At 60.2% G+C, this 25,562-nt stretch carries 21 protein-coding genes and 2 pseudogenes; 16 read left to right on the forward strand and 7 right to left on the reverse strand.

Going from position 1 to position 25,562, the window contains the following annotated elements; translation table 11 throughout:
- Window positions 1–108 precede the first annotated feature (108 nt).
- Window positions 109–309, forward strand: a pseudogene (locus tag ACNFCI_RS22700) (IS5/IS1182 family transposase); the annotation flags it as partial.
- 150 nt (window positions 310–459) lie between these two features.
- Here ACNFCI_RS22700 and ACNFCI_RS22705 read toward each other — a convergent pair.
- Window positions 460–2,280, reverse strand: coding sequence for an FAD-dependent oxidoreductase (locus ACNFCI_RS22705; RefSeq protein ID WP_368829414.1), 1,821 nt, complete (start codon window positions 2,278–2,280; stop codon window positions 460–462).
- Window positions 2,281–2,533: 253 nt separating this feature from the next.
- Here ACNFCI_RS22705 and ACNFCI_RS22710 point away from each other — a divergent pair, with 253 nt between their 5' ends.
- Window positions 2,534–3,064: a winged helix-turn-helix transcriptional regulator gene (locus ACNFCI_RS22710; RefSeq protein WP_143515220.1), complete on the forward strand. Its 531-nt coding sequence runs from the start codon at window positions 2,534–2,536 to the stop codon at window positions 3,062–3,064.
- Window positions 3,065–3,249: 185 nt separating this feature from the next.
- Here ACNFCI_RS22710 and ACNFCI_RS22715 read toward each other — a convergent pair whose 3' ends face one another.
- Entirely contained in the window at window positions 3,250–4,122 is an 873-nt protein-coding gene (locus ACNFCI_RS22715) for a crotonase/enoyl-CoA hydratase family protein (RefSeq protein WP_084857606.1), read from the reverse strand.
- Window positions 4,119–5,096, reverse strand: coding sequence for an NAD(P)H-dependent flavin oxidoreductase (locus tag ACNFCI_RS22720; RefSeq protein ID WP_084857604.1), 978 nt, complete (start codon window positions 5,094–5,096; stop codon window positions 4,119–4,121). The genes ACNFCI_RS22715 and ACNFCI_RS22720 overlap by 4 nt, the downstream gene beginning before the upstream one ends.
- Window positions 5,097–6,216: 1,120 nt before the next feature.
- Here ACNFCI_RS22720 and ACNFCI_RS22725 point away from each other — a divergent pair.
- Window positions 6,217–6,777 carry a TetR/AcrR family transcriptional regulator gene (locus ACNFCI_RS22725; protein WP_084857675.1) on the forward strand — a complete coding sequence of 187 codons (561 nt, stop codon included), beginning with the start codon at window positions 6,217–6,219 and terminating at the stop codon, window positions 6,775–6,777.
- A gap of 74 nt (window positions 6,778–6,851) precedes the next feature.
- On the opposite strand, the gene ACNFCI_RS22730 is transcribed toward ACNFCI_RS22725, so the two are convergent.
- Genes ACNFCI_RS22730 through ACNFCI_RS22740 form a run of 3 tightly spaced genes read right to left on the reverse strand, consistent with a single transcriptional unit; the run spans window position 6,852 to window position 12,541 of the window.
- Window positions 6,852–8,255 carry an efflux transporter outer membrane subunit gene (locus ACNFCI_RS22730; RefSeq protein WP_368829413.1) on the reverse strand — a complete coding sequence of 468 codons (1,404 nt, stop codon included), beginning with the start codon at window positions 8,253–8,255 and terminating at the stop codon, window positions 6,852–6,854.
- Window positions 8,255–11,383, reverse strand: coding sequence for an efflux RND transporter permease subunit (locus tag ACNFCI_RS22735; RefSeq protein WP_324815088.1), 3,129 nt, complete (start codon window positions 11,381–11,383; stop codon window positions 8,255–8,257). The genes ACNFCI_RS22730 and ACNFCI_RS22735 overlap by 1 nt, the downstream gene beginning before the upstream one ends.
- Window positions 11,384–11,398: 15 nt before the next feature.
- A complete protein-coding gene (locus ACNFCI_RS22740) occupies window positions 11,399–12,541 on the reverse strand; it encodes a MexC family multidrug efflux RND transporter periplasmic adaptor subunit (protein ID WP_084857671.1) in 1,143 nt (380 codons plus the stop codon).
- A 94-nt stretch (window positions 12,542–12,635) separates the two neighbouring features.
- Between ACNFCI_RS22740 and ACNFCI_RS22745 the strand changes: the two genes are divergently transcribed.
- The 7 genes and pseudogenes from ACNFCI_RS22745 to ACNFCI_RS22775 all read left to right on the forward strand — a co-directional run bounded on the left by ACNFCI_RS22745 (window position 12,636) and on the right by ACNFCI_RS22775 (window position 16,524).
- A complete protein-coding gene (locus ACNFCI_RS22745; RefSeq protein WP_368829412.1) occupies window positions 12,636–13,253 on the forward strand; it encodes a TetR/AcrR family transcriptional regulator in 618 nt (205 codons plus the stop codon).
- A complete protein-coding gene (locus ACNFCI_RS22750; protein WP_324815094.1) occupies window positions 13,250–13,468 on the forward strand; it encodes a YodC family protein in 219 nt (72 codons plus the stop codon). The genes ACNFCI_RS22745 and ACNFCI_RS22750 overlap by 4 nt, the downstream gene beginning before the upstream one ends.
- Window positions 13,469–13,562: 94 nt before the next feature.
- Entirely contained in the window at window positions 13,563–14,063 is a 501-nt protein-coding gene (locus ACNFCI_RS22755; RefSeq protein WP_084857598.1) for a transcriptional regulator, read from the forward strand.
- 69 nt (window positions 14,064–14,132) lie between these two features.
- Window positions 14,133–14,306 (forward strand): annotated as a pseudogene (locus tag ACNFCI_RS22760) (c-type cytochrome); the annotation flags it as partial.
- Window positions 14,307–14,413: 107 nt separating this feature from the next.
- Complete coding sequence (locus ACNFCI_RS22765) at window positions 14,414–15,247, forward strand: phytanoyl-CoA dioxygenase family protein (RefSeq protein ID WP_324815097.1); 834 nt, start codon at window positions 14,414–14,416, stop codon at window positions 15,245–15,247.
- A 12-nt stretch (window positions 15,248–15,259) separates the two neighbouring features.
- On the forward strand, window positions 15,260–15,676 hold the full coding sequence (locus ACNFCI_RS22770; RefSeq protein ID WP_084857594.1) for a RidA family protein: 417 nt from the start codon (window positions 15,260–15,262) through the stop codon (window positions 15,674–15,676).
- 155 nt (window positions 15,677–15,831) lie between these two features.
- Complete coding sequence (locus ACNFCI_RS22775; protein WP_324815102.1) at window positions 15,832–16,524, forward strand: TetR/AcrR family transcriptional regulator; 693 nt, start codon at window positions 15,832–15,834, stop codon at window positions 16,522–16,524.
- 90 nt (window positions 16,525–16,614) lie between these two features.
- Here ACNFCI_RS22775 and ACNFCI_RS22780 read toward each other — a convergent pair whose 3' ends face one another.
- Entirely contained in the window at window positions 16,615–16,887 is a 273-nt protein-coding gene (locus tag ACNFCI_RS22780) for a hypothetical protein (RefSeq protein ID WP_324815105.1), read from the reverse strand.
- A 196-nt stretch (window positions 16,888–17,083) separates the two neighbouring features.
- Between ACNFCI_RS22780 and ACNFCI_RS22785 the strand changes: the two genes are divergently transcribed.
- From ACNFCI_RS22785 to ACNFCI_RS22810, 6 genes are all read left to right on the forward strand, one after another.
- Window positions 17,084–18,559, forward strand: coding sequence for a flavin monoamine oxidase family protein (locus ACNFCI_RS22785; RefSeq protein ID WP_084857588.1), 1,476 nt, complete (start codon window positions 17,084–17,086; stop codon window positions 18,557–18,559).
- Window positions 18,556–19,224: a c-type cytochrome gene (locus ACNFCI_RS22790; protein WP_253249347.1), complete on the forward strand. Its 669-nt coding sequence runs from the start codon at window positions 18,556–18,558 to the stop codon at window positions 19,222–19,224. Before ACNFCI_RS22785 ends, ACNFCI_RS22790 begins: the two co-directional genes overlap by 4 nt.
- A 325-nt stretch (window positions 19,225–19,549) precedes the next feature.
- Window positions 19,550–21,049: a flavin-containing monooxygenase gene (locus ACNFCI_RS22795; protein ID WP_416768266.1), complete on the forward strand. Its 1,500-nt coding sequence runs from the start codon at window positions 19,550–19,552 to the stop codon at window positions 21,047–21,049.
- Window positions 21,050–21,113: 64 nt separating this feature from the next.
- Window positions 21,114–22,757: a 3-(methylthio)propionyl-CoA ligase gene (locus tag ACNFCI_RS22800; RefSeq protein WP_216356239.1), complete on the forward strand. Its 1,644-nt coding sequence runs from the start codon at window positions 21,114–21,116 to the stop codon at window positions 22,755–22,757.
- A 65-nt stretch (window positions 22,758–22,822) separates the two neighbouring features.
- A complete protein-coding gene (locus ACNFCI_RS22805) occupies window positions 22,823–23,713 on the forward strand; it encodes an alpha/beta hydrolase (protein WP_253249346.1) in 891 nt (296 codons plus the stop codon).
- Between the two features lie 50 nt (window positions 23,714–23,763).
- The gene (locus tag ACNFCI_RS22810; RefSeq protein WP_084857580.1) at window positions 23,764–25,344 is read left to right on the forward strand and encodes a GMC family oxidoreductase; all 1,581 of its coding nucleotides are present in this window, start codon (window positions 23,764–23,766) and stop codon (window positions 25,342–25,344) included.
- Window positions 25,345–25,562 lie beyond the last annotated feature (218 nt).

Raw genomic sequence — 25,562 nt, forward strand, 5'->3', positions numbered from 1 at the left:
GATATCGATGCCGATCAGTGTCACTGTGCTCATGATGACGATCTCCGCGGTAAAAGCCCCCTGCGAAATCGTAGCTTTCGCAGGGGGCGGGGTGACCATCTCATTAGGGGGCCTGACGAGCCTGCCGATCACGCTTTAGGCCGCAGTCGTGGCGGACTGACAACCAAAATCCATATGCTCTGCGACGCCAACGGGACACCGTTGCGCTTCCTCCTCTCTGGCGGTCAAGCCAGTGACATCAGCTATGCCCAGCCATTGCTGGAGGAGGTCAGCATTCCATCGAGCCAACGTGGCCGCCCTCGCCTGCGCTCGGTCTTTGTCACGGAGACCGGGCGCCAGGGAGTGCCACTGGGAAAGGTGATGGCGATGACCGAGCACCGCAGTATCACTACAGTGATGGGCTATTTCCAGGCCGGCGGTTGTCGCCCCAACTGCGTATCCAGTCGTGGAACTCCACTGTCATTTGGGAGGGTGCTCGTGATCGCAAGCAGTAAGTTTTTGGACCAGCGCTTTTAGCTCGTCCAAATGGTTCTCATACAGTCCGCGAGGTGATGAGTTGTGTTTATTGCACAGAGACGCCGCTGCTCCGACCGCTATCCCGTGCTGTGAGCCGTTGCCCATGGTTTTCGTCGATGAGCCAGCGACGTGAGTGACGCTAATGTGTTTGCCTGCTACCAGCAGATTTTCAATATTGGCGGAGTAGAGGCAACGGAAGGGAATGCTGTAAGCCTGCTTATCCCGCATATCCCAAATCCAGTCCTTCAGGCGAAAGTCGTACTTGCCCTCTCCTGGCTCCCAGGCGCAGTGAATGCAGAAGGCCCCATCATTGGGAACCAAAGCATCGGGAAAACTTGAATGATCTCGAATGTCATTTTCTGACAATACGTAGTCACCGCGGTAACGACGAAATTCGCCCTGTGCCGCAACGTACGCCATCCATTCGAACTCCAGATTCGCGTAGATCTCGGGTTCGAGGTTCTTGACGTTCGAGAACGTACCGTACAGCGCCCGCATCAAATAGTCGCGGATCAACTCCCCATTTTTGTAAGGGTCGAGCCACTGTCCGTACTCCCAAAAATGTGTCGCTGGAAATATGTCAGCCTTGCTGCCGAAGCGGAACTCTGGCGTGCTCGGGTTTGAGCCTGCCTGCGGGCCTGGGCCGTTCTCAAGACCGGCTTCCATGAGTTGGCCGCTGAGATTCGCGTAATCCTTTGAAACCTCAGTTGCCCAGGGCACAACAGGGAACGGAACAGGAGAGTCTGCCATCCTGGTGCGAAAGAACAGCGTATTACCATGATGCATGCTGTCGCCGACCTCAGGCGCATACGGCTCGTTGTACTCTGAGCGTGCCTCTCTGCCGAAAAGCGTCTGCGCGCCACCGAGTACGCCAAGAATTGCGGTGCCACTGGTATCGATAAAGATCGATCCGGTAAAGCGCCTTTCATGGCCACCGCGATCCTGAACGGCCTGGACAGCGGTTATTCTCTCTCCTTGCTTCTCAACTTTGACGACCCTATGTCCAAGGAAAACGGCGACGGTCGGCTCGGCCTCCAGCAGCGAAAGTGCGGCGAGATCACCATCTGCTGAGCGCTGGGATAATTCCTTGAGCAGCACCCCTTGTGAGCCTCGAGGCATCAGGCCGATTTCCTTGCTGGCGTTGCCACCAAGAACAGGTCGATCGTGGATCAACGCAACATGCTGGCCTAACCTGGCAGCTGTCAGGGCGGCGGCGCATCCGGAAATGCCACCTCCAACAACGACCACATCGTAATGACCAGCATCTATAGGCTCATACGGTAAACCGCGCAATTCTTTACGCCACGCTTGGCTGTTGGCGCTGACATCGTTAGGCGGTGCCACCTCATCAGTGGAGAAATAGATCGCATCACAGCGGCCATCGAAGCCGGTGAGGTCGTGAAGAGCCAGCCTGGCAGTCCCTTTTTTGAGAAGCACCTTGCCTGCGGGCTGCCAGGACCAATCCAGTCCATTCGCACCGAACTCAGTATCGAGGACTACACCATCTATCGACACTGTGAACCGCCCTGGATGGTGGGAGGGCACCCAGTCTTTTGCTCGCACCCAAACTTGATATTCGCCATCTCGCGGGATGCTGATTGATGTTGTCGCATCGCTCACCGGTCGACCGAGGCCGTGTGCCAGCAGATAAGGCGAGCCCATGACGGTCTCGAACTGGGAGTCGAGAACCCAGCCCCCATAGTCTTCGAAGTCTTCCGCCTCCACCAAGATCCGTGACGATGACGTGCTCGCGGGATTGTTCATTTTTCTGGCTCCGTATCTTTGGCTGCATATGCAGTTTGCGTTCAGCTTGGCCATGGAGGGCCAACTAGGCTGGTCCCACTTTCCGCGCCGAGAGGAACCGGTTTCTATGAGGGACGCCTGGGGTTGATGTGGCCTTCCGTTACAGCACCTGGCCGCCCTAGACTTCGCCTCTAACGACGGCATCTCTCGATCGATAATTTTGACTATATTTTATATAGTCAAAATCGAGAAGAACCTTTATAGGGGGGTATTCATGAAACGAAGTACGCTGGCTGACAGGTACTGCTCGATTGCCAGATCCAGCGCAGAACTCACGGATGCTTGGTCCTTTGTCATCCTGAGAGAGATATTCCTTTCAAATAGGCGCTTCGATGGCCTGCAGGCCCAGACTGGAATGTCGCCACGTTCGTTGACCTTGCGGCTTAACGATTTGATGGCAAGTGGAATTATTGAGCGCGCGGCCTATCAAGACTCTCCCGTCCGCTACGAATACCGAGCAACGGACAAAGGCCGAGATCTCTGGCCAGTTTTGGTTGCCCTCAAGCAGTGGGGAGACAAATGGACCGGCCCTTGGAAAGGCGGTGAACCACCGTTGACTCTCTACCACAGAGGGCATGAACATCTGTTGGAACTCGGGTTCGTTTGCAAGACCTGCAGAGTGCCGATTGATGCTCGCTCAAGTTCTGTTTGCATGTCGCAACCAATGTCCGCTGAGCGTGAAAATCTTGCGAGCCAGTACCAAGATGCTTTGCGAAAAAAACGGAAAGGAAGCGCAGGTGAATAGGCTGATGGAGCCTTGGAAAGGTCAATCTGCCTACCAGGCCTTGAGTCTGCTGCTAGAGCATCTACAACACTCTCTACCGATACCCAGAACGGATGCCGAGTGGGCAGCACACTCTGACGCAATACCAAGGCGTTGCGGTTTACCTGGCCATAATGGCCAGGCGTGCCACATGAAACGGCGTTGCGTCACCACGGATAGAACGACGGCAGGTTGGAAGCCTTACCGCAAAATTGCGGCTTGCGCTTTTCAAGAAATGCGCAGACGCCTTCTTTGCCATCGGCCTGGCTGGTATAGAACATTGCCAACGACTCAATCTCATGGGCGGCAAGCGGATGCGTCTGGTTAGCGTTTCTGAACAGCATCTGCCGAATCAATGCAACCGACACCGGTGACCGGTCGCGTACTAGGGAAAGCGCAAATGCCCGTGCCTCGGCTACCAGGCTCTGCGCCGGCAGCAACGCCCGTACCAGCCCTTTATCCAATGCCTCCTCGGCATCGAATATTTCAGCCTTGTACATCCATTCCAAGGCCGTTTCGAGGCCGACGATGCGCGGTAGAAACCAGGTCGAACAACCTTCCGGTGTGACCCCGATCTTGCCGAACACGAAGCCGAAGCGGGCCTCGCCAGACGCCAGGCGAAAGTCCATGGGTAGCAACATGGTAGAGCCGACCCCCACGGCCGCCCCATTGATCGCACCGATAATCGGTTTGAGGCAGTCGAGCATCGCCAGGACGACGCGGCCGCCGGTGTCCCTGACGCCTCGATGAATCTCCGGCAAATGGCTTCGTTCGCGCATGTCTTGGAGGGTCGGCGCAAGCTGCTCATCAAGGCCAAAGACATTACCTGGCACCGACAGGTCCATGCCCGCGCAGAAAGCACGCCCCTCCCCTGTCACGACAATCGCCTTGACGGCATCGTCTAGGCTCGCCCGCCCATACGCATCGACTAGTTCATCGCACATCTCGACGGTGAACGCGTTGAGCTTGTCCGGCCGGGCGAGGGTCAGCAGCAAGATACCGTCGGTATCGACTTCGTAGCGAATGGTGCTGTAGGTCATGATTGCGTTCCGACCAAGTTCGCTCCGCGCGTGACCGCCTGACGGCACTCGGTCATGATCCGCTCGATCAGCGCCGCGCAGGTCGGTATGTCATCGATAAGTCCGATGGCCTGGCCTGCCCAGAGAATACCGCCATCCACCTCGCCGCTCTCCAGGGCCGCCCTGCCCCGTGCGCCGGCCACCAATGGCCGGATATCCTCGAACTGCGCCCCTGGATTGCGCTCGATCTCGACCACCTCTTGAGAAACCGCATTACTGAAAACTCGGCCGGTATTACGAAAGGCTCGGAAGATCAGCCGAGTGTCCCGCTCGCTGCCCGCGGCGATCGCAGTCTTGATGGCCGGGTGAATCGGCGCTTCCTGGGTAAGCATGAAGCGTGTGCCCATGTTGATGCCCTCGGCGCCGAGCATCAGGGCGGCGGCCATGCCTGCGCCATTGGCGATACCGCCCGAAGCAAGGATCGGTATGCGCAATGCTGCTGCCGCGGCTGGAATCAGGATCAGCCCCGGGACATCATCCTCGCCAGGATGACCGGCGGCCTCGAAACCATCGATACTCACCGCGTCGACCCCCGCACGCTCTGCCGACAGAGCATGACGGACAGACGTGCATTTGTGGATGATCTTGATGCCAGCGGCCTTGAAGCGCTCCACCAACTCTGCAGGGCTGCGCCCCGCTGTCTCGACAACCTTGACACCACTTTCGATGATGGCGGTCGCGTAATCGTCGTAAGGGGGAGGTGACGTGGTGGGCAGGATGGTCAGGTTGACACCGAACGGCAAAGCCGTAAGGGTCTGGCAACGGGCAATCTCCTGAGCTAACGCTTCGGGAGTCGGTTGTGTCAGGGCAGTGAGGATACCCAGCCCCCCTGCATTGGATACCGCGCTCGCCAGTTCCGCGCGCCCCACCCACTGCATTCCACCCTGAACGATGGGATAGCGTGTACCTGTCAGCGCTGTAATTCTTGTATGCATCGGGTTTCCTCATAGGTGCCATGGGTAAGAAGACAGGGATACGGTTGCCCGCATCCCAGGTCCGCGCTTGGGCAGAGCCAAGTGCCTACATTAAAATAACTATCGTTATTGTAAATCTAGGAATTGTTGCTTGGCAATGCCCTTTGGGCGTTGCGAAGGCGAGGACGTAACGCCGCATGCGCCTGGACTGCGCAACGGGCTGAAGGCCTGTATCACGCGGCGAATCGTGCAGACCAACCCCATGTACCCCTTGGCCCTATACCTGATTTCCAGTCTTGCAGATCTTCTGCAGCCGCTACGTATGCTATTCAGCGCTGGTCACTCATCGGCAACCAAGGCCGTGGCTAGCCACAGTGCCGCCAGAAATCCATGCAAGTCAGCGTTACTACGCGTCCACATCTCTATAGTTAACCGGCGCGCCTAAAATGCAAGTTGGCGTTCGTCATGAGTCAATGGGTGGCCATGGGCAGCATTGCAATCCAGCAAAATAAATACCTAACTGAGGTTTATGAGAGTGCAAGGAAACTTCAAGTTTCATGTGGTGTACAGAGAAGTCTGTGCTATTTAGAGCACGGTCCTTGACGACATCTTCAACTATGAAGGGCTCGACGAAAAAGCACTCGGAGAACTTTACTTCACCATCACCAAGCATATTGAGGCCCAACCAGCGCTCACCGTCCTGGGGCACACGATTACACCGCTGCTCGCTGCAAGACTTCTTTTAACTAGCTTATCTTTTCTTAATGTAATTACCCCTCCTTTATCAAGGCCTGCTCAATCCCATACAGGGCGGAGCTCGAGGTGTGGCAACACGACGGCATCTAGGCTCTGTACGAAAAGTATGGGACTGAGGTCAGGCAAAGCTGTTTTCAACGCAGCATGAACGAGCATCAAGGCTCTTCGTACGGAGCCCAACGGATGATCGTCGCACAGGCGCATTTCATACGACCCCTAGCGCTTACCATAGCCCGTTTCGTGGATTGGTCATTGCAGCCTCATGGGGAGACACTGTCGCACGCCCCTCTGGGACTTCGAACGAGACAATGCATCAGCCGAAGGGTGTTAATAACAGGATAAATCCTGCAAAATCTCCTCAGTGTATCAAGACGAGATTTCCAGCATGCCCCCTTCCGTAACCGATGAGCGTTTGCTCAAGGCGTTGGCCAGCTCTTTCGTTATCCACCCTCGTGCCACGCTGAAAGAGTTGGCCGAAACAGCAGGCGTGAGCAAAGCAACACTGCACCGCTTCTGTGGAACACGCGAAAACCTGGTAAAAATGCTTAACGCCCACGGCGAACTCATTTTAAAACAAACTGTCTCAGCGGCGCAGCTAGAACATGGCGAACCGTTGGCGGCACTGCACGAACTCATTGTAGAGCATCTCAAACACAGAGAAATGCTTGTATTCCTCATCTTCCAGTATCGCCCCGACACCTTCAGCGACGCCGAGGAAAACCGTCACTGGCGTGAATATGCTGAAGCGCTGGACGCATTCTTTCTCCGAGGCCAACAAAACGGCGCTTTCCGGATAGATATCAGCGCGGCCGTCTTTACCGAGATGTTCATAAGCATGATTTATGGCATCGTCGATGCTGAGCGGCGCGGACGCGCAGCCAGCGCAACATCAATCCAGGCACTCGAACAGCTCTTCCTTCACGGAGTGATCACGCAGGCTTCGTAACCGGCCCAAAAAAAGCCCCAAGGCACTGGTCCGAGGGGCTGAACGGCTGGAGTACCCAACCAAAGGAGGGAGTTTCAGCTCTTGTCCGGCCACCCGCCGCCCAGGGCGCGGAACAGATCGACCAAGGCCAGTTGGCGCTGGGTGCTGGCCTCGATGAAGGCCGCCTCATTCACATAGCTGCTGCGCTGTGCATCCAGATAGCGCAGGTGGTTATCCACCCCGCCCTCATAACGCGCCTTGGCCAACGCCTCGGTCGCCCGGCTGGTATCGGCCAGGGCCCGACGCGCCGCTTCTTCGCGGCGCAGGGTGTCGGTGGCGGCCAGGGCATCGGCCACTTCGCGGAAGGCGGTCTGGATGGTGCTCTCGTAAGCGGCTACCGCCGAATCCTTGCGCGCCTCGGCCAGGCTCAGGCCGGCCTTGTTACGGCCGGCATCGAACAACGGCAGCGACAATTGCGGCATGAAGCTCCAACTGCGCGACCCGCCGTCGAACAGCCCGGACATCTGCGCGCTGGAGGTACCGAAGCTGCCGGTCAGGCTGATGCGTGGGAAGAACGCCGCCCGCGCCGCGCCAATATCGGCGTTGCGCGCCCGCAGCCGGTGCTCGGCGGCAAGAATGTCCGGCCGCCGCTCGAGCAGCGCCGACGGCGCGCCCGGGGCGATGTCCTGCAACACCATCGGCTCGGCCGGGCGCTGTCCCGGAATCGCCTCGGCCGCCTCGGCACTGCCCAGCAGCAAGACCAATGCGTTGTAGGCCTGGCGCTGCTGACGCACGGTGGACTCCAGCTCCGCGCGGGACTGCTCGACCAGCCCCAGCGCTTCCTGGTGATCCAGTGCGGTAACCGTGCCGGCGCCGCGCCGCTGGCCGACCAGCGCCAAAGAATCCTCGCGACTGGCCAGGGTCTGGCGGGTCAACGCCAGGCGCCGCTCGGCGCCATCCAGGGTCAGGTAGGCTTGACTGACTTCGGCGATCAAGGCGATCCGCGCGGCACGGCCAACTTCCTCAGTGGCCAGGTACTGCTCCAGAGCCGCGTCACTCAGGCTCTTGACCCGGCCGAACAGGTCGACCTCGTATTCCGGCAGCGACAGGCCTACCTGGTAGGTGCTGGTGACACCCTCGCGGCCATTGCTCGACAAGTCAGCCGGCAGGTGTTGGCGGTTGCCCGAGACACCGGCATTCAAGCCCGGCACCCGGTCGGCGCGCTGGATGCGGTATTGGGCGCGGGCCTGCTCGATATCCAGCAGCGTCTGGCGCAGCGAGCGGTTGTTGTCCAGCGCGGTAGAGACCAGTTGGCGCAGCGCCGGGTCGACGATAAAGGCCTGCCAGTCCAGTTGTTCCACCGTCTTGCCATGATGGCCGGCAGCATCGCCCCACGCGGCCGGCACCGGCGCCTCGGGGCGCTGGTAGGTCGGTGCCAGCGAGCAACCGACCAGGGTCACGGCCAGGGCGAAGGGTATTGCCAGATTACGCATGAGCATCACTTCGTCACCTCGACAGCGTGTTGCACGGGGGCCGGCTTGCGCTTGAGCAGCTTCAGCACCCAGACGAAACAGATCGGCACGAACACCACGCCCAGCAAGGTGGCACTGAGCATGCCGCCGATCACCCCGGTACCAATGGCGCGCTGGCTGGCTGCGCCGGCGCCGGTGGCGATGGCCAGCGGTACCACGCCGAGGATGAAGGCCATGGAAGTCATCACGATCGGACGGAAACGCAGGCGCGCGGCCTCGATGGCGGCGTCGCTCAAGCTGTAGCCCTTCTCCCACAATTCCTTGGCGAACTCGACGATCAGGATGGCGTTCTTCGCCGCCAGGCCAATGATGGTGATCAGGCCGACCTTGAAGTACACATCGTTGGGCAGACCGGTGAGCAGCACCGCCCACACCGCGCCCAGGGCACCGATCGGCACGATCAGCATCACCGTCAGCGGGATCGCCCAGCTCTCGTACAGCGCTACCAGCAACAGGAACACCACCAGGATGGCCAGGGCGAACAGGCCGGCGGCCTGGCCGCTGGAAACCTTCTCCTGGTACGACAGGCCGGTCCAGGCGTAGCCGATCCCCGGTGGCAGCTCACTGACCAGGCGTTCCATCTCGGCCATGGCCTGGCCAGTACTGTGGCCTGGCGACGCGTCGCCAGCGATGCGAATCGACGGGTAACCGTTGTAGCGCACCAGTTGCACCGGGCCCTCTTCCCATCGGGTGGTGACGAAGGCACTGAACGGCACCTGCTCGCCCTGGGCGTTCGGCGCATAGAGGCGCAGCACGCTTTCCGGGGTCATGCGCTCGCCCTGCTCGGCCTGCACCACCACGCGCTGCTGACGACCGGCGTTGGTGAAGTCGTTGATCACCGCCGAACCGAAAGCGGTGGCCAGGGTGTTGTTGATCGACTCGAAGTTAACGCCCAGGGCGCGAGCCTTCTCACGATCGATCTGCACCCGCAGTTGCGGCGCCTCGGCCAGGCCTTCCATCATCGCGTAGAGGATCACCGGATTGCCGTTGGCACGGGCCAGCAGCTGGTCACGTGCCGCCAGCAGCGCCTCGCGCCCCAGCCCGCCTCGGTCCATCAGCCGCAGGGCGAAACCGCCGGAATTGCCCAGACCGTCGATCGGCGGCGGCATGACCGCGGTAATGGCACCGTCGCCGTTGGCAGCGAACTGCGCGTTGATCGCCGCGGTTTCCGCTTCGGCCGATTGATCCTGGCCGCGCACGGACCAGTCCTTGAAGGTGGGAAACGCCAGCGCGGCGTTGTCACCCTGGCCCGAGAAGCTGAAGCCACTGACGATGAACGAGCTGGCCGTCGCCTCGCGAGACATCAGGAACTTCTCCAGCGCCTCGGCGGTATGGTCGGTACGCACCCGGCTGGCACCCGGCGGCAGTTGCACGTCGACGATGCTGTAGCCCAGGTCCTCGGCCGGTACGAAGGCCTCCGGTAGACGCAGGTATGAATAACCAAGCACCACCAGAATGCCGGCATAGGCCAGCATCCAACGCCCGGCACGGGCCACCAGGGCGCTGTTCATCACCGAGTAGCGCTCGGTGACGCGGGCAAAGGCGCGGTTGAAAGCGCCAAAGAAACCGCCTTTCTCGTGGTGCCCATGGGGCACCGGCTTGAGCAGCGTGGCGCACAGCGCCGGGGTGAAGGTCAGGGCCAGGAAACCGGAGAACAGGATCGATACAGCCAGCGACACGGAGAACTGCTGGTAGATCACCCCCACCGAGCCGGACATGAACGCCAGCGGCAGGAACACTGCCGCCAGTACCAGGGTGATACCGATGATCGCTCCAGACACCTGCCCCATCGCCTTGACGGTCGCATCCACCGGCGACAGCCCTTCCTCGGCCATCAGGCGCTCGACGTTTTCCACCACGACGATGGCGTCGTCCACCAGGATGCCGATGGCCAGCACCATGCCGAACATGGTCATCATGTTCACCGAAAAGCCCAGCAGCTTCATGATCATCAGCGTGCCAAGCAGGCACACCGGCACCACGATCGACGGGATCAGGGTGTAGCGCAGGTTCTGCAGGAACAGGAACATCACCAGGAACACCAGCACCATGGCTTCGATCAGGGTGTGGATCACCTTCTCGATGGCCACGTCGACGAAGCGCGAAGTGTCGTAGGGCACCGAGTACTCGACGCCCTCGGGGAAGAACTGCGCCAGCTCCGCCAGGCGTTCCTTGACCAGGGTCGCGGTCTGGATGGCGTTGGCGCCAGGCGCCAGTTGCACCGCGCCGGCCACGGCCGGGTGACCGTTCAGACGCGCCGACAGGTTGTAGTTCTCGCTGCCGATGGCCATGCGCGCGACATCGCCCAGGCGCACGCTGGAGCCGTCCGGATTCGCGCGCAGGATGATAGCGGCGAACGCCTCGGGAGTTTCCAGGGTGCCCTGCACGGCCAGAGTCGCGGTCAGTTCCTGTTCGCTGGCGCCCGGCGTGCTGCCGAAGCTGCCGGCTGGTACCTGGACGTTCTGGCCGCGGATAGCGTTGTTGATGTCGTCGATGGACAGGCCGTAACCCACCAGCTTCTGCGGATCGACCCAGACCCGCATCGCCGCTTCGGATGCGAAGAATTGCAGCTTGCCCACGCCGGGCACGCGCAGCAGTTCGTTGTTGATATTGCGCGCGGCATAGTCGGCCAGGGCCGTGGTGTCGCCGCTGTCACCGGCCTTGCTGGTCAGGGCGTAGATCAGCAGGAAGCCGGAGCTCGCCTGCTCGACCTTCAAGCCCTGGGTCAGCACGGCCTGGGGCATGCGCGCCTCGGCCTTCTTCAGGCGGTTCTGCACGTCGACCTGGGCCATGTCCGGGTCGGTGCCCGGTTCGAAGGTCACTAGTACCTCGGCGACGCCGTTGGAGTTATTGGTGGATTCGTAGTACAGCAGGCCCTTGGCGCCGTTGAGCGACTCCTCGATGATGCTGGTCACCGACTCCACCATCACCTTGGCGGAGGCGCCCGGGTAGACGGCGTTGATCGAGATCTGGGGCGGTGCCACGCTGGGATACTGGGCCACCGGCAATGCCGGGATCACCAGCAGGCCAGCCAGGGCTATGAATAGCGCCACGACCCAGGCGAAATTCGGCCGATTGATGAAAAACTTGGACATCTCGCTAACCTCGTCTTAGTGCGCCGCGGCCTGCTGCGCCTGGGCAGGCGTGACCGGCATGCCGGGAGCCAGCCCGGCAGGGCTGCCGACAATGACCTGGTCTCCGGCGCGCAGGCCTTCGGTGATCTGCCAGCGCGAGCCGTGCATCCCGCCGGTGCGCACACTGCGCGCCTCGGCCAGGTTGCCGGTGCCGACCACCAGCACCCGCGCCTCGCCGTCGCTGCCGCGCTGCACCGCGCGCTGCGGCACCAAGATGGCCTGCTGGTCGGTGCCCTGCGGGGTGCGCACGCGCACGTACATCCCCGGCAGCAGGATGCCATCGGCATTGTCGAAGCGACCGCGCAAGGTGACCTGGCCAGTGCCACGGTCGACCGCCACGTCGGTGAACATCAGCGCGCCCTGGCGCTGGTAGTCGGTGCCTTCCACCTGGGCGGTCAGCGCCTTGTCGTCGCCACCGCCGAGCGCGCCGTCCTTGAGGGCCTGACGCAGACGCAGGGCTTCGGCGGCGGACTGGGTGAAGTCGACGTAGATCGGATCGAGCTGCTGGATGCGCGCCATCAAGGTGGCGTCGCCCTGCCCGACCAAGGCGCCTTCGGTGGCCAGGGCGCGGCCGATGCGGCCGGAGATTGGCGCGGTGACCGTGGCATAGCCCAGATTCAGGCGCGCAGTCTGCACGTCGGCCTGGGCCGAGCGCACGGCCGCCTGGGCACTGCGCAACTCGGCGATAGCGCTGTCGAAATCCTGTTGGCTAACCGCTTCGATCTTCACTAGCGGTTCGTAGCGCTTGACCCGGGCCTGGGCCTCCTGCTGCACGGCCTGAGCCCGGGCCAGTGCGGCCTCGGCGCGGGCCAGTGCGGCCTTGAACGGCGCCGGGTCGATCTGGAACAGCACATCGCCGGCCTTGACGTCGGCACCCTCTTCGAAACGTTTGTGCAGGACGATGCCGGCCACCCGAGCACGCACCTCGGCCACACGCATCGGCTCGACCCGGCCCGGCAGAGTCGAGCTCAAAGCCAACCGCTCACTAGCCACCGTGACGATTTCTACGGGCGATGCCGCTTGCTCAGCATTCTGCTGTTCCTGCGTTGCATCGCATCCAGCCAAGACGATGGCGGCAGACAGCGCACCGATCATCCCTATTGCACGTATGTTGCTCATCATTCACCCGAGCCTTGATTGAAAACAAGCCGAATGCTACCTTTTCGATCCTGATGAGTCAAATTTGCCTCACAAGATATTTATGGGTCTCACAATGGATTCTACAGTCTTGGGACGCGAGCACTGCCCCGCCCCCATTCCGGCCAAGCTGCTCAGCAGCCTTTGTTCTGCAGTGGGCAGTCATCCGCGGGCGTCCATGCAGGAACTGGCCGAGCGCATAGGTATCAGCCGAGCCACTTTGCACAGGCTTTGCGGAACCCGGGAAAATTTGGATCGCCTGCTTGAGCAGCACACCAAGGATTCACTCCGGGGAATACTGCAACGAGCGACCCCGCAAACGACTCATCCCTTGTCCGCTTTGCAGCAGCTCATACACGACCACTTGGCTCAGGGAGAGTTAATTGTTTTTTTAGCCTCTCGATATCATCCCCACTTGAGAATCAGCCGCGACCCAGAGGCTGACTGGAGTTTCTATCAAGATGAGCTGGACGCGTTTTTTCTACGCAGTCAGCAATTAGGCATCTTCCGCATCGATTTAACAGCCCCCCTGCTAACAGAAGTATTTGTATCCATTCTTTATGGCGCCATCGACTCGCGAAACCGGGGTCGAATACCTGGAGACTGCTACAAACTGATTGCTACATTTTTTCTGCGAGGCGCCGCTTACCACCCTGCAGACGCCTTTGAGCCTCGGACCGGACGCACAACATGAGAAACATATTGAAAGGAGACGTGGTCAGATTGAAAAGTGGCGGGCCACTGATGACCGTAGGCAATCTAAAAGAACAACGGGCAATCCTTGGCTTTGCAGCGTCGACATTTGTACTTTGCCAATGGTTCGAGAACGAACACATTATGGAAAAGTGGTTTGACGCGGCTGTTTTACAGCCCGCAGGTCGTGACACTAAAGAAAAAATTCGCCTTTGAATAATATCGATAAGGATTAATCAACTTCCAATCCTCTCGCCCCCACCCATGCGCAGAAATCAGCTCTGATAGTTAATTAACATGGAGATACCCTATGCTTAAAAAACTTACGATTACCCTACTCGCCACCATCAGCCTCCCCGTGCTGGCCTCTCAACAGGACATTCCCTCTGGCAAGGAGATCATGAGACAAAATCAGGCCCAGATTCAGAATAACTTTGCCGACGTAGACTATAAGCGCAAAAAAATCCTAGAGACGAATATGGGACTGGAAGGTCAGGAAAATGAAAAATTCTGGCCCATTTACAACACTTACCGAACAGAGGCTGACAGCCTCAACAAAAGGACATTGGAAGCTATGATTGATTACGGCCAAGCCTACAACAAAGGTTATGTGACCGACGAACTAGCCACCGACCTGCTGCATCGTTTTTACAGCCTTCAGGACGACCATATAAAACTACGCGAGCGATATACCCGCCGTCTCGCTGAGAAAGTCTCACCTAAGCGCGCCCTGCGTTTTCTACAAATCGAAACACAACTGGATGCCATGGTTGAGCTTGATATAGCGCGAAAACTTCCCTTGGCAGAGTAATTCTGCTGCGGATTCGCAGGCAGGTATGGCTGCCTTGCCTGCGAATAAAAACTCACAGCCCCTCAAGCATTACTTCCCCAAAAAGGTGACGCCCAAGCCTGGAAGCCAGGACTTGCCCAAGGCAGAGACGTCCTGGTCAAGCACGTCACGGAAGGTTTCAACGCCATGCCTCCGCGAGGCCTGTGCATGGACTGTACAGCGGATGATTACTCAACAGTGATCGACTGGGTGGCCAAGCCTTGAGCTGGCCATCCTCTTCCGTGAATATTTTTCGTAACTGACGTTGTCATATATTTGACTGGTTGCTAGTCTCCCGAATATCCACAAAAAAGACGTTCCGGGAGGACGCCATGCTAGACTCGATAAGCCGTGCTTTTCATGCCGATGGTGCAGTATTGGTCAAAGGACTCCTGAACGAGGAGCAATTGGCTCGCTGTCGTGAAGCGTATGACTGGGCCGTGGAAAACCATGGCCCCCACGCCACCCGTATGTTCGCAGGCACGACACAGCAGTCGCATGTGGACAATGCCAACCCCTTGGCCAAACAGCGGCTCGAAACGCTCGTGGAATCCCTGCCGCTGGGCAACCTGTTCGCCCGGATCTGGGGCTCGCGGAACGTCTGGTATTTCGCTGAAGAGGTCTTTCTCAAAGCCGGTGGGCAAGGTTCCCGTACGCTCTGGCATCAGGACACCTCCTACCTGCCCTGGGCAGGCGAGCATTGGGGCAATGCATGGATCAGCTTCGAATCAATCCCGCAACGTAATGCGTTGGAAATCATTCGCGGTTCGCATCGCGGGCCGCGCTACGATGGCACCACATTCACCGATCCTGACGATCCGACACAACCGTTGCATGACAACGGCACCCTTCCCCGCCTGCCCGATATCGAAGCCGAACGAAAACTGAACCCAGGTGCTTACGATGTTCTGTCGTGGGCCACCGAACCAGGCGACGTGATCCTGCTGCACCCGGCATCCTTGCACGGTGGTGCTCCGGTCGACAGCGACTTCCCTAGCCGCCACACCTTCGTTTTCCGCTTCTTCGGTGACGACGCCACCTTCAAGCCGCTTCCGCAGAACAGCAAAGCGGGATACCCGCCACAAGGTGTGCTGTTCACCGAGGAGCTCAAGCATCTTTCGGCCGGCGCAGCCTTTCGCCATCCCACCTTCCGCCAGATTGTCTGAACAGGAGGCTCCATGACCATCCACCCCTTGAAGCGGCAATCAATCAATCCGCCACCAACCCAGGTGCTCTACGATCAGTTTCATTACTCCCAAGCCACCCGCGTAGGCGATCTCATCTGGGTATCGGGGCAGGTCGGCATCGACAGCAGCATGAAACCTGAAAGTGATGTGGCAGCCCAGACGCACCTGGCATTCCAGTCGCTAGCCAAGGTGCTGCAAGCGGCGGGTGCAGGCCTGGAGGATGTGGTCGAACTGACCACCTTCCACACCCGACTACAGGCTGACATGCCCCTATTCGCCAGTATCAAGGATGAATATTTTCCTTCACGTTATCCTTCTTGGACCGCCGTCGGCATCACCGAGCTAGCCCTGCCTGGGCTGGTAGTGGAAATTCGTGCCGTGGCTGTGGCAGGAAGCGGTAACGTCTGACCTGGCGGTGATTGTCCGCCGCCTTTGAATCGACGTGGAGAATCATTGCTGTCTTATGACGGGTGTAATCCACGCTCGATTTCTCTATGCTGAGGCAACCGTAGAAGCCAGCCACCTGGTCCAGAAACGTTTTCATCCTGAAATCCTGAGAGCCCATGCCTGATTCCAAATCCCCTTCCACAACCGCCGCCACTTCTGCCGGTACAAATACCCCTCGCAATGCGGCGCGCAGGGGACGGCCGGTGGGCGACCGCGACGCCAAGCGCGCAGAGCTGCTGGAGGCAGCCATTACCGTGATCGCGCGTGATGGCTACGCCGGGGCGTCGATGCGCAATGTCGCAAAACACGCAGGTTGCACCACAGGCGCAGTAACCTATTACTTCGCCAACAAGGAAGAGATGATCACTGAGGTCGCCCAGAGCTTGTTCGACCAGGTCGACACAATGCTGGCAGCGAACCCGTCGGAGATGAGTATTCCCTCGTTGCTCCGGCAGTGGATGGAGTGGGTCAACGACGGCGAGTCGACGCTCTGGCTTTCCTGGTTGCAACTGCTGACTCATGCCCGACATGAGCCGGCGTTCGCGCATGTCATCAAACAGCGGTATGCCAGGTTCCGCCAAGTGTTTACCAGAGTGATTGAAGCAGAACAGCGCCAGGGCAAAGTTCGCGACGACATACCGCCCGATGTGCTGGCCGACCAAATCAGCACCATCTGTGACGGCTGGCTGATGATGATGCCGATCGAGCCCGAGCGCTTTAGCGCTGAACGGGGGAATGCCCTGCTCGATGCACTTATCAAATTGATTTCGCCACCTGCGAAGGGCAGTGGCGCGCGCAAGAACAAGTAATCGAACCTGATCTTTAGCTTATTCCATGGGGCCGGACGAGAAGTCGTCCGGCCCGTGCAACCCTAGACCGGGCCTGGGCGTTAGGACCTTCTACTTGGAAGCGGTCTTGTACAGGCTCAGAGCCTTGTTGGCCGCAGTCAGGCAGCCTTTCCCATCACCTTTTTCCCGAGCCTCCTTGGCCTGCGCAATCAGTTTGCGAATGTCCGTGGCCACCCCACCGTGAAGTCCAGCCCCCTCGGAACGCTCGATCGAGTCGAGCTGGTTGATCTTGGCCGTGCAATGGTCGGCATCGACCTTATCCCCGGCGTACACGCCTGGCGCGCAGATGATCGATGCAACAGCTATCACTTTCAGCATGTTCATGGGTAGCTCCTTGGGTTGTTTGCAGCAGATTTTAGATAACACCAGATACTAAATATAGAGCGAGTAGCGTGCGGCGTCGTATTTTTTGGCCTGAAGCGATGATTGGACGCCTGTTGCCCCTTTGCACGATGATCGCCTTACGCTATTTTACATAACTACGGTTATCTAAATAAAACAATAGCGTACCGAGGCAAAAATGAACAGTGAAGATATGGCTTCGCCGGCATGCCGCCGGCGCGTGCTTGTGCAGGCGCTCGCTGGCGTGGCGCTGGTAGGAGGTACGGGACTCGCCGGACGAGTGCTGGCCCAGACAATAGAGCCCTCCTCGCAAGATGTGCTGGATGTGGTCGTGATCGGCGCCGGGCTTGCCGGCCTCACTGCGGCCAGAGATCTGGATCGCGCTGGCTGCACCTCATTCGCCGTACTGGAGGCTCGGGATCGAGTTGGCGGCCGAACCGTCAACCATCCGCTCGGCGACGGCCTGATCGCGGAGGCCGGAGGGCAATGGGCAGGCCCCGGGCAGACGGCCATCTTCGACCTGGCGCGCGAGCTGGAAGTGGAGACTTTCCCGAGCTACTACCAGGGCCGCAATGTTTATCTGACAGGCGATGCCCGCTACGAAGAAGACCTCAGCGCCGCCCACGGTAACCCTGTCACTGCAAAGCTCAATCAACTCTCGCGACAGGTCCCGAGCAAGGAACCCTGGAATGCAACGGATGCGCCTGAAATCGACAAGCTATCGGTAGCCCAATGGCTCACGAATCAAGGCATCGACAATGCCAGCCGGTTCAACTTCGACACCTCCATAGGCCTGACCACCGGTACGCCGCCAGCCAGCCTGGCCCTGCTCCACTACCTTTCGCTGATCAATTCCGCCGACTGCAGCATGGAAAAGCTGGAAGGCTTCAATGGCGGTGCCCAGGAGACCCGCTTCATGGGCGGTTCCCAAGTGTTGAGCACGCGAATGGCTGAATCGTTGGGCGATCGCATAAGGCTGTCCAGCCCGGTACGCAAGATTGTCAACTGGGACAGCGATATCGTCGAGATCTACACAGACCGGGGGGTGGTCCGCGCCCGACAGGTGATCGTTGCGCTTCATCCCGCCCTATGCCACCAGATCATCTTCGAGCCGCCTTTGCCCGAGGGGCGCGCGCAACTGCAGCGGCTTTGGCCCGCCCATGCACCGATGCGCAAGACGGTACATGTCTATGATCGGCCATTCTGGCGAGACAAAGGCCTCAATGGGCAGATCAGCCAAGCCGATGGGCCCTTGATCTTCTCATGCGACAACTCGCCCGCCGATGGCAGCGTCGGCATCCTTTCGGCGTTCGTACGCAGCGCCCAACTGACACATGATGCCGAACGGGCAAGCCAGACGCTTGCCGACATTTATGCCCGAGCCTTGGGTGATGAAGCATTGCAGTTCAGGCAGTATCACGATCACGACTGGGCCAAGATCGATACCTGGACCTTGACCTGCGTCGGCGCCATCCCTCCCGGCTTTCTCACCCGCTGGGGCCGCTACCTGAAACCTGCCGTTGGTCGACTGATTTGGTCGGGCACCGAGACCGCTGACATCTGGGCCAGCAGCATGGACGGGGCAGTGCGCTCCGGCCACCGGGCCGCCCTGGAAGCACTGCAAGCGCTGGTTGCCAATCGGAGGAACGCATGATGAAACGCGCCTTGTCGATAGGTGTTGCGGTCGGCGTTGCCGGGCTTGTGCTAGTTGCAGTCATTACGGGCCCGCAACTGCTGGCGGGCTATAGATTCATGAATGCTTTGGACAGACACTACACCCGCTACGACGCCAACGTCGGAACCTGGCCGCAGCCCCAGGATACCTGCAGCGCCTGCCATGGTTCCTCCGGGCAGTCGCAGAACGAGCAGTACCCATCCCTCGCCGGGCAACAGGCCAATTATTTGCAGGCACAACTTCAGGCATTTGCCGAGGGCAAACGGCACAGTGCGCAAATGGAGCCGCTGGCCGCATCATTGACCGAAGAGCAGATCGTGTCACTGGCGCAGTATTTTTCCCGGCAAACGCTGCACAGCACCGACAACCCAACGGCGAATGAGCAGTTGTCGGCCACAGGCCAGGCGAGTGCCGCAGCACGGGGCTGTAGCGCCTGTCACGGCAGCGATTTCATGGGGGGAGCCGCTGGCCCACGCCTCGCGGGCCAGGGAAAAGCCTACCTGCGAAGCCAACTCCTGGCGTTCAAGCAGGGCACGCGAACGGACCCAAGTGGCGCCATGAACGCAACCGCGAGCCTGCTTTCTCCAGCCGAAGTGCAAGCGCTGGCGCACTACCTCGCCGATCTCACCCCCGCCGAGCGCTGATCCGTCGAAGGGCGAATGCACAGCCTCCGCCCCATTTCCCGTGGTTGGATCAAGCGGGCTTTGCCCGGCTGTCAAAAGGCTTCACATTTAAACATAACGGTCGTTTCGTTAAAGTCGATAGCAGATTACATTGCTGTAAAACAACAACAATCACCGGAGCTCATCGCATGCACGACTCCATTGCACCCTCCGCTGCCGGCCACGCTCCTCCGGACCTCAGCACCGCCGTCTCACGGCTGCCTAACGACCGCCGCGTGATCGCGTGCTCGCTGATGCCCATCGTTCAAACAACCCGTTGGTCACACCCCGTAGGCGCGGAGATTCCATGAGCAACCTTCACTTCGATACCTTGATCATCGGTGCCGGCCTGTCCGGTATCGGCACGGCTTGCCACCTGATGGACGAGTTTCCCACCCGCAATCTCGCCATTCTGGAACGGCGTGAGTGCATGGGCGGAACCTGGGACTTGTTCCGTTATCCAGGCATCCGCTCCGACTCGGACATGCTGAGTTACGGCTACAAGTTCCGTCTGTGGGACAGCCCCAAGGTGCTAGCCGATGGCGCCTCGATCCGGCGCTACATCCAGGATACGGCAAAGCAGTACGGCCTCGCCGATAAGATCCACTACGGCCTCAAGACCCTCAGCGCGAACTGGTGCAGCCAGCAGCGTCTGTGGCAGTTGACGGCACGGCAGGAAGCCAGCGGGGATATCCGCCACTACACCTGCCGATTTCTTCTCTGCTGTACCGGCTACTACAACCACGACGAAGGTTTCCTGCCCGCCTTCCCGGGGGAGAACGACTTCAAAGGTGTGCGGATCCATCCCCAGCATTGGCCTGAGGACCTGGACTATCGCGACAAGAATGTCGTGGTCATTGGCAGCGGCGCCACCGCTGCCACGCTGATTCCGGCGATGGCCGACAAGACCCGCCATATCACCATGCTGCAACGCTCCCCTTCGTACATCTACTCGTTGCCTTCGACCGATAAGCTCACGGCCGTGCTCTCCCGCATCATGCCCGCAAGCTGGGCGCTCGGCCTGGCACGCAAACGCAACATCATGCTATACCGCGCCGTTTACATCGCCTGCCGGCAATGGCCACGCCTGATGCGCAAGGTCATCCTGGGGCATGTGCGCCGGCAGGTAGGCCCGAATGCCGACATGCGCCACTTCACCCCGACTTACATGCCTTGGGATGAGCGCCTGTGCGCAGTACCCGACGGCGACCTGTTCAAGGCCATTCGCAACGGCCAGGCGTCGGTGGAGACGGACCATATCGAGCGTTTCACCGAGCACGGCATTCGCCTGAAGTCAGGCAAGGAACTGCCAGCCGACATCATCATCACTGCCACCGGGCTGCGCTTGCAGTTACTGGGGGGCATGACCGTCTCGGTCGACGGCACGCCGTACCCGATCGGCGAGCAGATGACCTACAAAGGTGTGCTGCTGGAAAACCTGCCGAACATGGCCTGGATCTTCGGCTACACCAACGTGTCGTGGACGCTGAAGGTTGGCCTGGCCGCCACTTACCTGTGCCGCCTGTTCCGCTACATGGAGCAGCGCAACCTGGATGTCGTGACCCCTTACGACAACGCCAACAACGCATTGAGCGACGGGATCCTGAACTCGATGAAGTCCGGCTACATCCAGCGTGACCAGCACTTCCTGCCTCGGCAGGGTCGTTCGCATCCCTGGTTCGTCTTCATGCACTACGGGCGCGACAAGAAAATGTTGCTCAAGGACCCGATCGAAGACCACCACCTGGAGTTCCAGCGCGCCCACCAGCAAGCACTCACCCCGCGGCCCTCCAAGGTCACCGGTTGAACCACCACGTCCACGGCCTCGCCGCCGGTGCGTGAAAAACAAGAAAGATAAAAGGCTGAATATCATGCTAGGTCAAATGATGACGCTCCCGCTGACCATCCCTTCACTGCTGGAGCATGCGCAGCGGTATCACGGCGATACTGAAATCGTTTCCTGCCTCCCTGGCGGCGCCTTGCACCGCTACACCTATGCCGACGCTCATCAGCGTGCCAGGCAAGCGGCCGCCGCCCTGACACGCCTGGGCGTCAAACCTGGCGACCGGGTGGGTACCCTGGCCTGGAATGGCTACCGTCATTTCGAGCTCTACTATGCGATCTCGGGCATGGGGGGCGTCACCCACACCATCAACCCACGGCTCTTCCCAGAGCAGGTCGCGTGGATCATCAGGCACGCCGAGGACAAGGTGGTCTGTTTCGACGAAAGCTTCGCCCCGCTGGTCGCCGAAATCGCGGCGCAGTGCCCAAGCGTGAAGCATTGGGTCGCCTTGTCGGACGCGGCACAGATGCCAACCGCGGACGAGAACCGCTTGCTGTGCTACGAGACGCTGCTGGCTGGCGAACCCGCGACGTTCGACTGGCCGACCATCGACGAGCATGCGGCAGCGGCGCTGTGCTACACCTCCGGAACCACCGGCAACCCCAAGGGGGTGCTCTACTCCCACCGCGCCACGCTACTGCACGCGCTGTCCAGTTCCCTGCCCGACTCGCTCTCGCTGTCGGCCCGCGAGATCGTCGCACCGATCGTGCCGATGTTCCATGTCAATGCCTGGGGGTTGCCGTACTCGGCGGCCCTGGTAGGCGCCAAGCTGGTGCTGCCCGGTGCAGGCCTGGACGGTGAAAGTGTCTTCAGGCTGTTCGAACAGGAAGGTGTCACTTTCTCGGCCGGCGTTCCTACCGTGTGGCTGAGCCTTCAGCAATACATGCAGCAGACTGGCAAGCGCCTGCCCAACCTGCAGCGCCTTGTGGTCGGTGGTGCCGCCTGTCCGCCTGCACTGATGCGCAGCTTCGAACAGGAGTTCGGTATACGGATCCAGCACGCCTGGGGCATGACTGAAATGTCACCGATGGGCACCGTGAATACCCAGAAAGCGTCGCACCTGGGCCTGAACGAAGAGGCGCGTTTCGCCATCAGCATCAAGCAAGGCCGGCCACCATTCGGCATTGACCTGAAAACCGTGGACGATAGCGGCAACGAGGTGGCGCGTGACGGCAAGACCTCGGGGGCGCTGCTCGTGCGTGGTCACTGGGTGATCGATCGCTACTACCGCAGCGATGAATCCCCGCTGGTGAACGGCTGGTTCCCGACCGGCGACGTCTCCAGTCTTGACCAGGATGGCTTCATGCAGATCACCGACCGGGCCAAGGATGTCATCAAGTCGGGGGGCGAATGGATCAGTTCCATCGAGCTGGAGAATATCGCCATGAGCCACCCGGCCGTCGCTGAAGCGGCCGCGCTGGGGATTGCCCATCCGAAATGGGACGAACGCCCGCTGTTGGTAGTGACCGTCAAACCCGGAGAAGCACCGACCCGTGAGGCGATTCTCGCACTCTATGCCGGCAAGGTCGCACGCTTCTGTACCCCTGACGACGTCGTATTCGTCGAAGTTCTGCCGCACACGGCTACCGGCAAGGTCAGCAAGCTCCAGTTGCGCCATGATCTGCGTGACTACCGATGGCCGGGCTCGCCACCGTGCGAGGTGGCGTTATGAACGCCCCGGCCAGAGGTCGGGCCGATGCCCGTGTCATCGACCCGAGCGAAGGACGCTGGAAGCGCGTGCTGCTCAACCTGCTGCTGCGCCTGTCGGTGAAATCCCGCCACGGCATGGGTATCGATATTCAACGCCTGCGCAAGCAGTTCACGCATCTGGATCGCCAGGGCCAAGCGCTACCAACGGACGTGCTTCGCACGAGAGTCTCGTGCAACGGCACCCCTGCACACTGGCTGTCGCCGGCCAGTTGCAGGCAAGAGCGCGTGTTGCTGTACATCCACGGTGGCGCCTTCGTGGCCTACACGCCGCAAATTTATGCCGCGATGGTAGCGAACTGGTGCAGACCGCTCAAAGCCAGGGCGCTGATGGTGGACTACAGCCTCGCGCCCGAATACCCCTTCCCCACGGCGCTTGACCAAGCCCATGCTGCCTACCGCTGGCTGCTCGAACAAGGGACCCGGGCCGAACACATCGTGATCGCTGGCGACTCCGCCGGCGGTAACCTTGCACTTGCGCTGTTGCAACGGCTCAGGGATGAGGGAGCGCAACTGCCAAGCTGCGCCGTGCTGCTGTCACCGTTCCTCGATTTCACACTCAGTGGTGCAAGCGTGCTGGGCAATGCCCGTTGCGACCCGATCTTTACCCTGCCTTTCGCGATCGCTATCCGCGGCTTCTATGCATCCGCCGAAAAGCACACGTCGCCTGAAGTGTCGCCCTTGTTCGGCTCCTTCGCCGGCTTGCCACCGTTGCTGCTGCAAGTGGGCAGCAGCGAAATGTTGCTGGACGACTCAGTCCGCGCTGCGGCCAGCGCGGCGGCGGCCGGCGTGCCGGTTCGCCTGGAAATCTGGCAACAGCTACCGCACGTGTTCCAGATGATCGCGGCGCTTCCCCAGGCCCGACAGGCACAGCGCCATATCCTGGACTTCGTCAATGTCCATACGAATTGGGATGGCTAGCTCAAACCTGCTCCTCCCAGACTCCCGATAATTCCCTCGAGAACAACAACATGGAATTCGATTATCTGATCGTGGGTGCCGGCTCTGCCGGCTGTGTCCTTGCCAATCGCCTCAGTGCCGATCCCAGCGTCACCGTATGCCTGCTCGAAGCGGGTCCGGAAGATCGATCACCGCTTATCCATACTCCGCTGGGCCTGGCTGCCATCTTACCGACGCGCCATGTCAACTGGGCATTTAAGACCATCCCTCAGCCGGGTCTGGGCGGGCGGGTCGGCTACCAGCCACGGGGCAAGGTGCTCGGCGGCAGCAGCTCGATCAACGGCATGATCTATATTCGCGGCCATCATGATGATTTCAACGACTGGCAGGCGCTGGGCAACGAAGGCTGGGGCTTCGACGATGTTCTGCCGTACTTTCGCAAGAGCGAAATGCACCACGGCGGCAGCAGCGAGTATCACGGCGGCGACGGCGAGCTCTACGTCAGCCCGGCCAATCGCCACGCGGCCAGCGAAGCCTTCGTGGAATCCGCGCTGCGTGCCGGGCACCGCTATAACCCGGACTTCAATGGCGCTACTCAGGAAGGTGCCGGCTACTACGATGTGACCATTCGCGACGGCCGTCGCTGGAGCACCGCGACGGCTTTCCTCAAGCCGGTCCGTCATCGCAGCAACCTTACCGTACTCACCCATACCCATGTTGAAAGTATCGTTCTGCAGGGCAAACAGGCGACCGGGGTACAGGCGTTGATCAAAGGCTCGCGCGTGCACCTGAGGGCGCGCAAGGAAGTCATAGTGTCAGCAGGCGCCTTTGGCAGCCCACACTTGCTGATGCTCTCAGGCATCGGTTCGTCAGCCGAGCTCGAGCCCCAAGGCATCGCCCTGCGCCATGAGCTCCCGGGCGTTGGCCAGAACCTGCGGGACCACGCCGACGTGGTGCTGTGCTACAAGAGCAACGACACCTCGCTGCTGGGCTTCTCCCTGAGTGGCAGCGTGAAGATGGGCAAGGCCATGTTCCACTATGCGCGCCATCGCAATGGCCCGGTCGCGAGCAACTGCGCCGAAGCCGGCGCGTTTCTCAAGACCGATCCAGGCCTGGAGCGCCCAGACATCCAGCTGCACTCGGTGATCGGAACAGTGGATGACCATAACCGCAAGCTTCACTGGGGCCATGGGTTCAGTTGCCATGTATGCGTACTGCGCCCCAAGAGCATCGGCAGTGTCGGCCTGGCCTCGCCAGACCCGCGCAAGGCGCCGCGTATCGATCCCAACTTCCTCGCCCACGACGACGATGTCACAACCTTGCTCAAAGGCTATCGCATCACCCGTGACATCGTTGCCCAGACGCCCATGGCCAGCTTCGGACTCAGGGATATATACAGCGCCGGCCTGCACAACGACGAACAGTTGATCGAGTTGCTGCGCAAACGCACCGACACCATCTACCACCCGATCGGCACCTGCAAGATGGGGCAGGACGAGATGGCCGTGGTAGATGGCCAGCTACGTGTACATGGTATCGATGGGCTGCGCGTCGTCGATGCCTCGATCATGCCGACATTGGTCGGAGGCAATACAAACGCGGCCGCGATCATGATCGCCGAACGCGCCGCGGAGTGGATTGCCCACGCCTGACACGCTCCTGCGAGAAACCGCCCTGTATTGTGCCAGGTAGGGGCGGTTTTCCGGTTTCCAAGTCTTCCCCTCCTCTTACCCTCTCCTGCCGGTCATCTCACCTGCTCTGTCTAGTCCTGAAATAGGTTTACACCTGTTCAGGTAGGCCGATAGGCCTCAAAACGCCCGATGCACCGCATCGGGCGTTTTGTTTTTCAGGGCCATGTGAGGCCGCTCCG

The sequence above is a fragment of the Pseudomonas sp. NY15356 genome (assembly GCF_048068175.1).
Lineage (GTDB): Bacteria > Pseudomonadota > Gammaproteobacteria > Pseudomonadales > Pseudomonadaceae > Aquipseudomonas > Aquipseudomonas putida_K.

Excerpts from the sequence above, each read along its gene's own strand:
- ACNFCI_RS22730 (WP_368829413.1), bottom strand. The coding sequence starts at position 8,255 with ATGCTCATGCGTAATCTGGCAATACCCTTCGCCCTGGCCGTGACCCTG.
- ACNFCI_RS22790 (WP_253249347.1), top strand. The coding sequence starts at position 18,556 with ATGATGAAACGCGCCTTGTCGATAGGTGTTGCGGTCGGCGTTGCCGGG.
- ACNFCI_RS22780 (WP_324815105.1), bottom strand. The coding sequence starts at position 16,887 with ATGAACATGCTGAAAGTGATAGCTGTTGCATCGATCATCTGCGCGCCA.
- ACNFCI_RS22775 (WP_324815102.1), top strand. The coding sequence starts at position 15,832 with ATGCCTGATTCCAAATCCCCTTCCACAACCGCCGCCACTTCTGCCGGT.
- ACNFCI_RS22710 (WP_143515220.1), top strand. The coding sequence starts at position 2,534 with ATGAAACGAAGTACGCTGGCTGACAGGTACTGCTCGATTGCCAGATCC.
- ACNFCI_RS22765 (WP_324815097.1), top strand. The coding sequence starts at position 14,414 with ATGCTAGACTCGATAAGCCGTGCTTTTCATGCCGATGGTGCAGTATTG.
- ACNFCI_RS22705 (WP_368829414.1), bottom strand. The coding sequence starts at position 2,280 with ATGAACAATCCCGCGAGCACGTCATCGTCACGGATCTTGGTGGAGGCG.
- ACNFCI_RS22770 (WP_084857594.1), top strand. The coding sequence starts at position 15,260 with ATGACCATCCACCCCTTGAAGCGGCAATCAATCAATCCGCCACCAACC.
- ACNFCI_RS22725 (WP_084857675.1), top strand. The coding sequence starts at position 6,217 with ATGCCCCCTTCCGTAACCGATGAGCGTTTGCTCAAGGCGTTGGCCAGC.
- ACNFCI_RS22715 (WP_084857606.1), bottom strand. The coding sequence starts at position 4,122 with ATGACCTACAGCACCATTCGCTACGAAGTCGATACCGACGGTATCTTG.
- ACNFCI_RS22795 (WP_416768266.1), top strand. The coding sequence starts at position 19,550 with ATGAGCAACCTTCACTTCGATACCTTGATCATCGGTGCCGGCCTGTCC.
- ACNFCI_RS22785 (WP_084857588.1), top strand. The coding sequence starts at position 17,084 with ATGAACAGTGAAGATATGGCTTCGCCGGCATGCCGCCGGCGCGTGCTT.
- ACNFCI_RS22800 (WP_216356239.1), top strand. The coding sequence starts at position 21,114 with ATGCTAGGTCAAATGATGACGCTCCCGCTGACCATCCCTTCACTGCTG.
- ACNFCI_RS22735 (WP_324815088.1), bottom strand. The coding sequence starts at position 11,383 with ATGTCCAAGTTTTTCATCAATCGGCCGAATTTCGCCTGGGTCGTGGCG.
- ACNFCI_RS22750 (WP_324815094.1), top strand. The coding sequence starts at position 13,250 with ATGAGAAACATATTGAAAGGAGACGTGGTCAGATTGAAAAGTGGCGGG.
- ACNFCI_RS22740 (WP_084857671.1), bottom strand. The coding sequence starts at position 12,541 with ATGAGCAACATACGTGCAATAGGGATGATCGGTGCGCTGTCTGCCGCC.
- ACNFCI_RS22720 (WP_084857604.1), bottom strand. The coding sequence starts at position 5,096 with ATGCATACAAGAATTACAGCGCTGACAGGTACACGCTATCCCATCGTT.
- ACNFCI_RS22810 (WP_084857580.1), top strand. The coding sequence starts at position 23,764 with ATGGAATTCGATTATCTGATCGTGGGTGCCGGCTCTGCCGGCTGTGTC.
- ACNFCI_RS22755 (WP_084857598.1), top strand. The coding sequence starts at position 13,563 with ATGCTTAAAAAACTTACGATTACCCTACTCGCCACCATCAGCCTCCCC.
- ACNFCI_RS22745 (WP_368829412.1), top strand. The coding sequence starts at position 12,636 with ATGGATTCTACAGTCTTGGGACGCGAGCACTGCCCCGCCCCCATTCCG.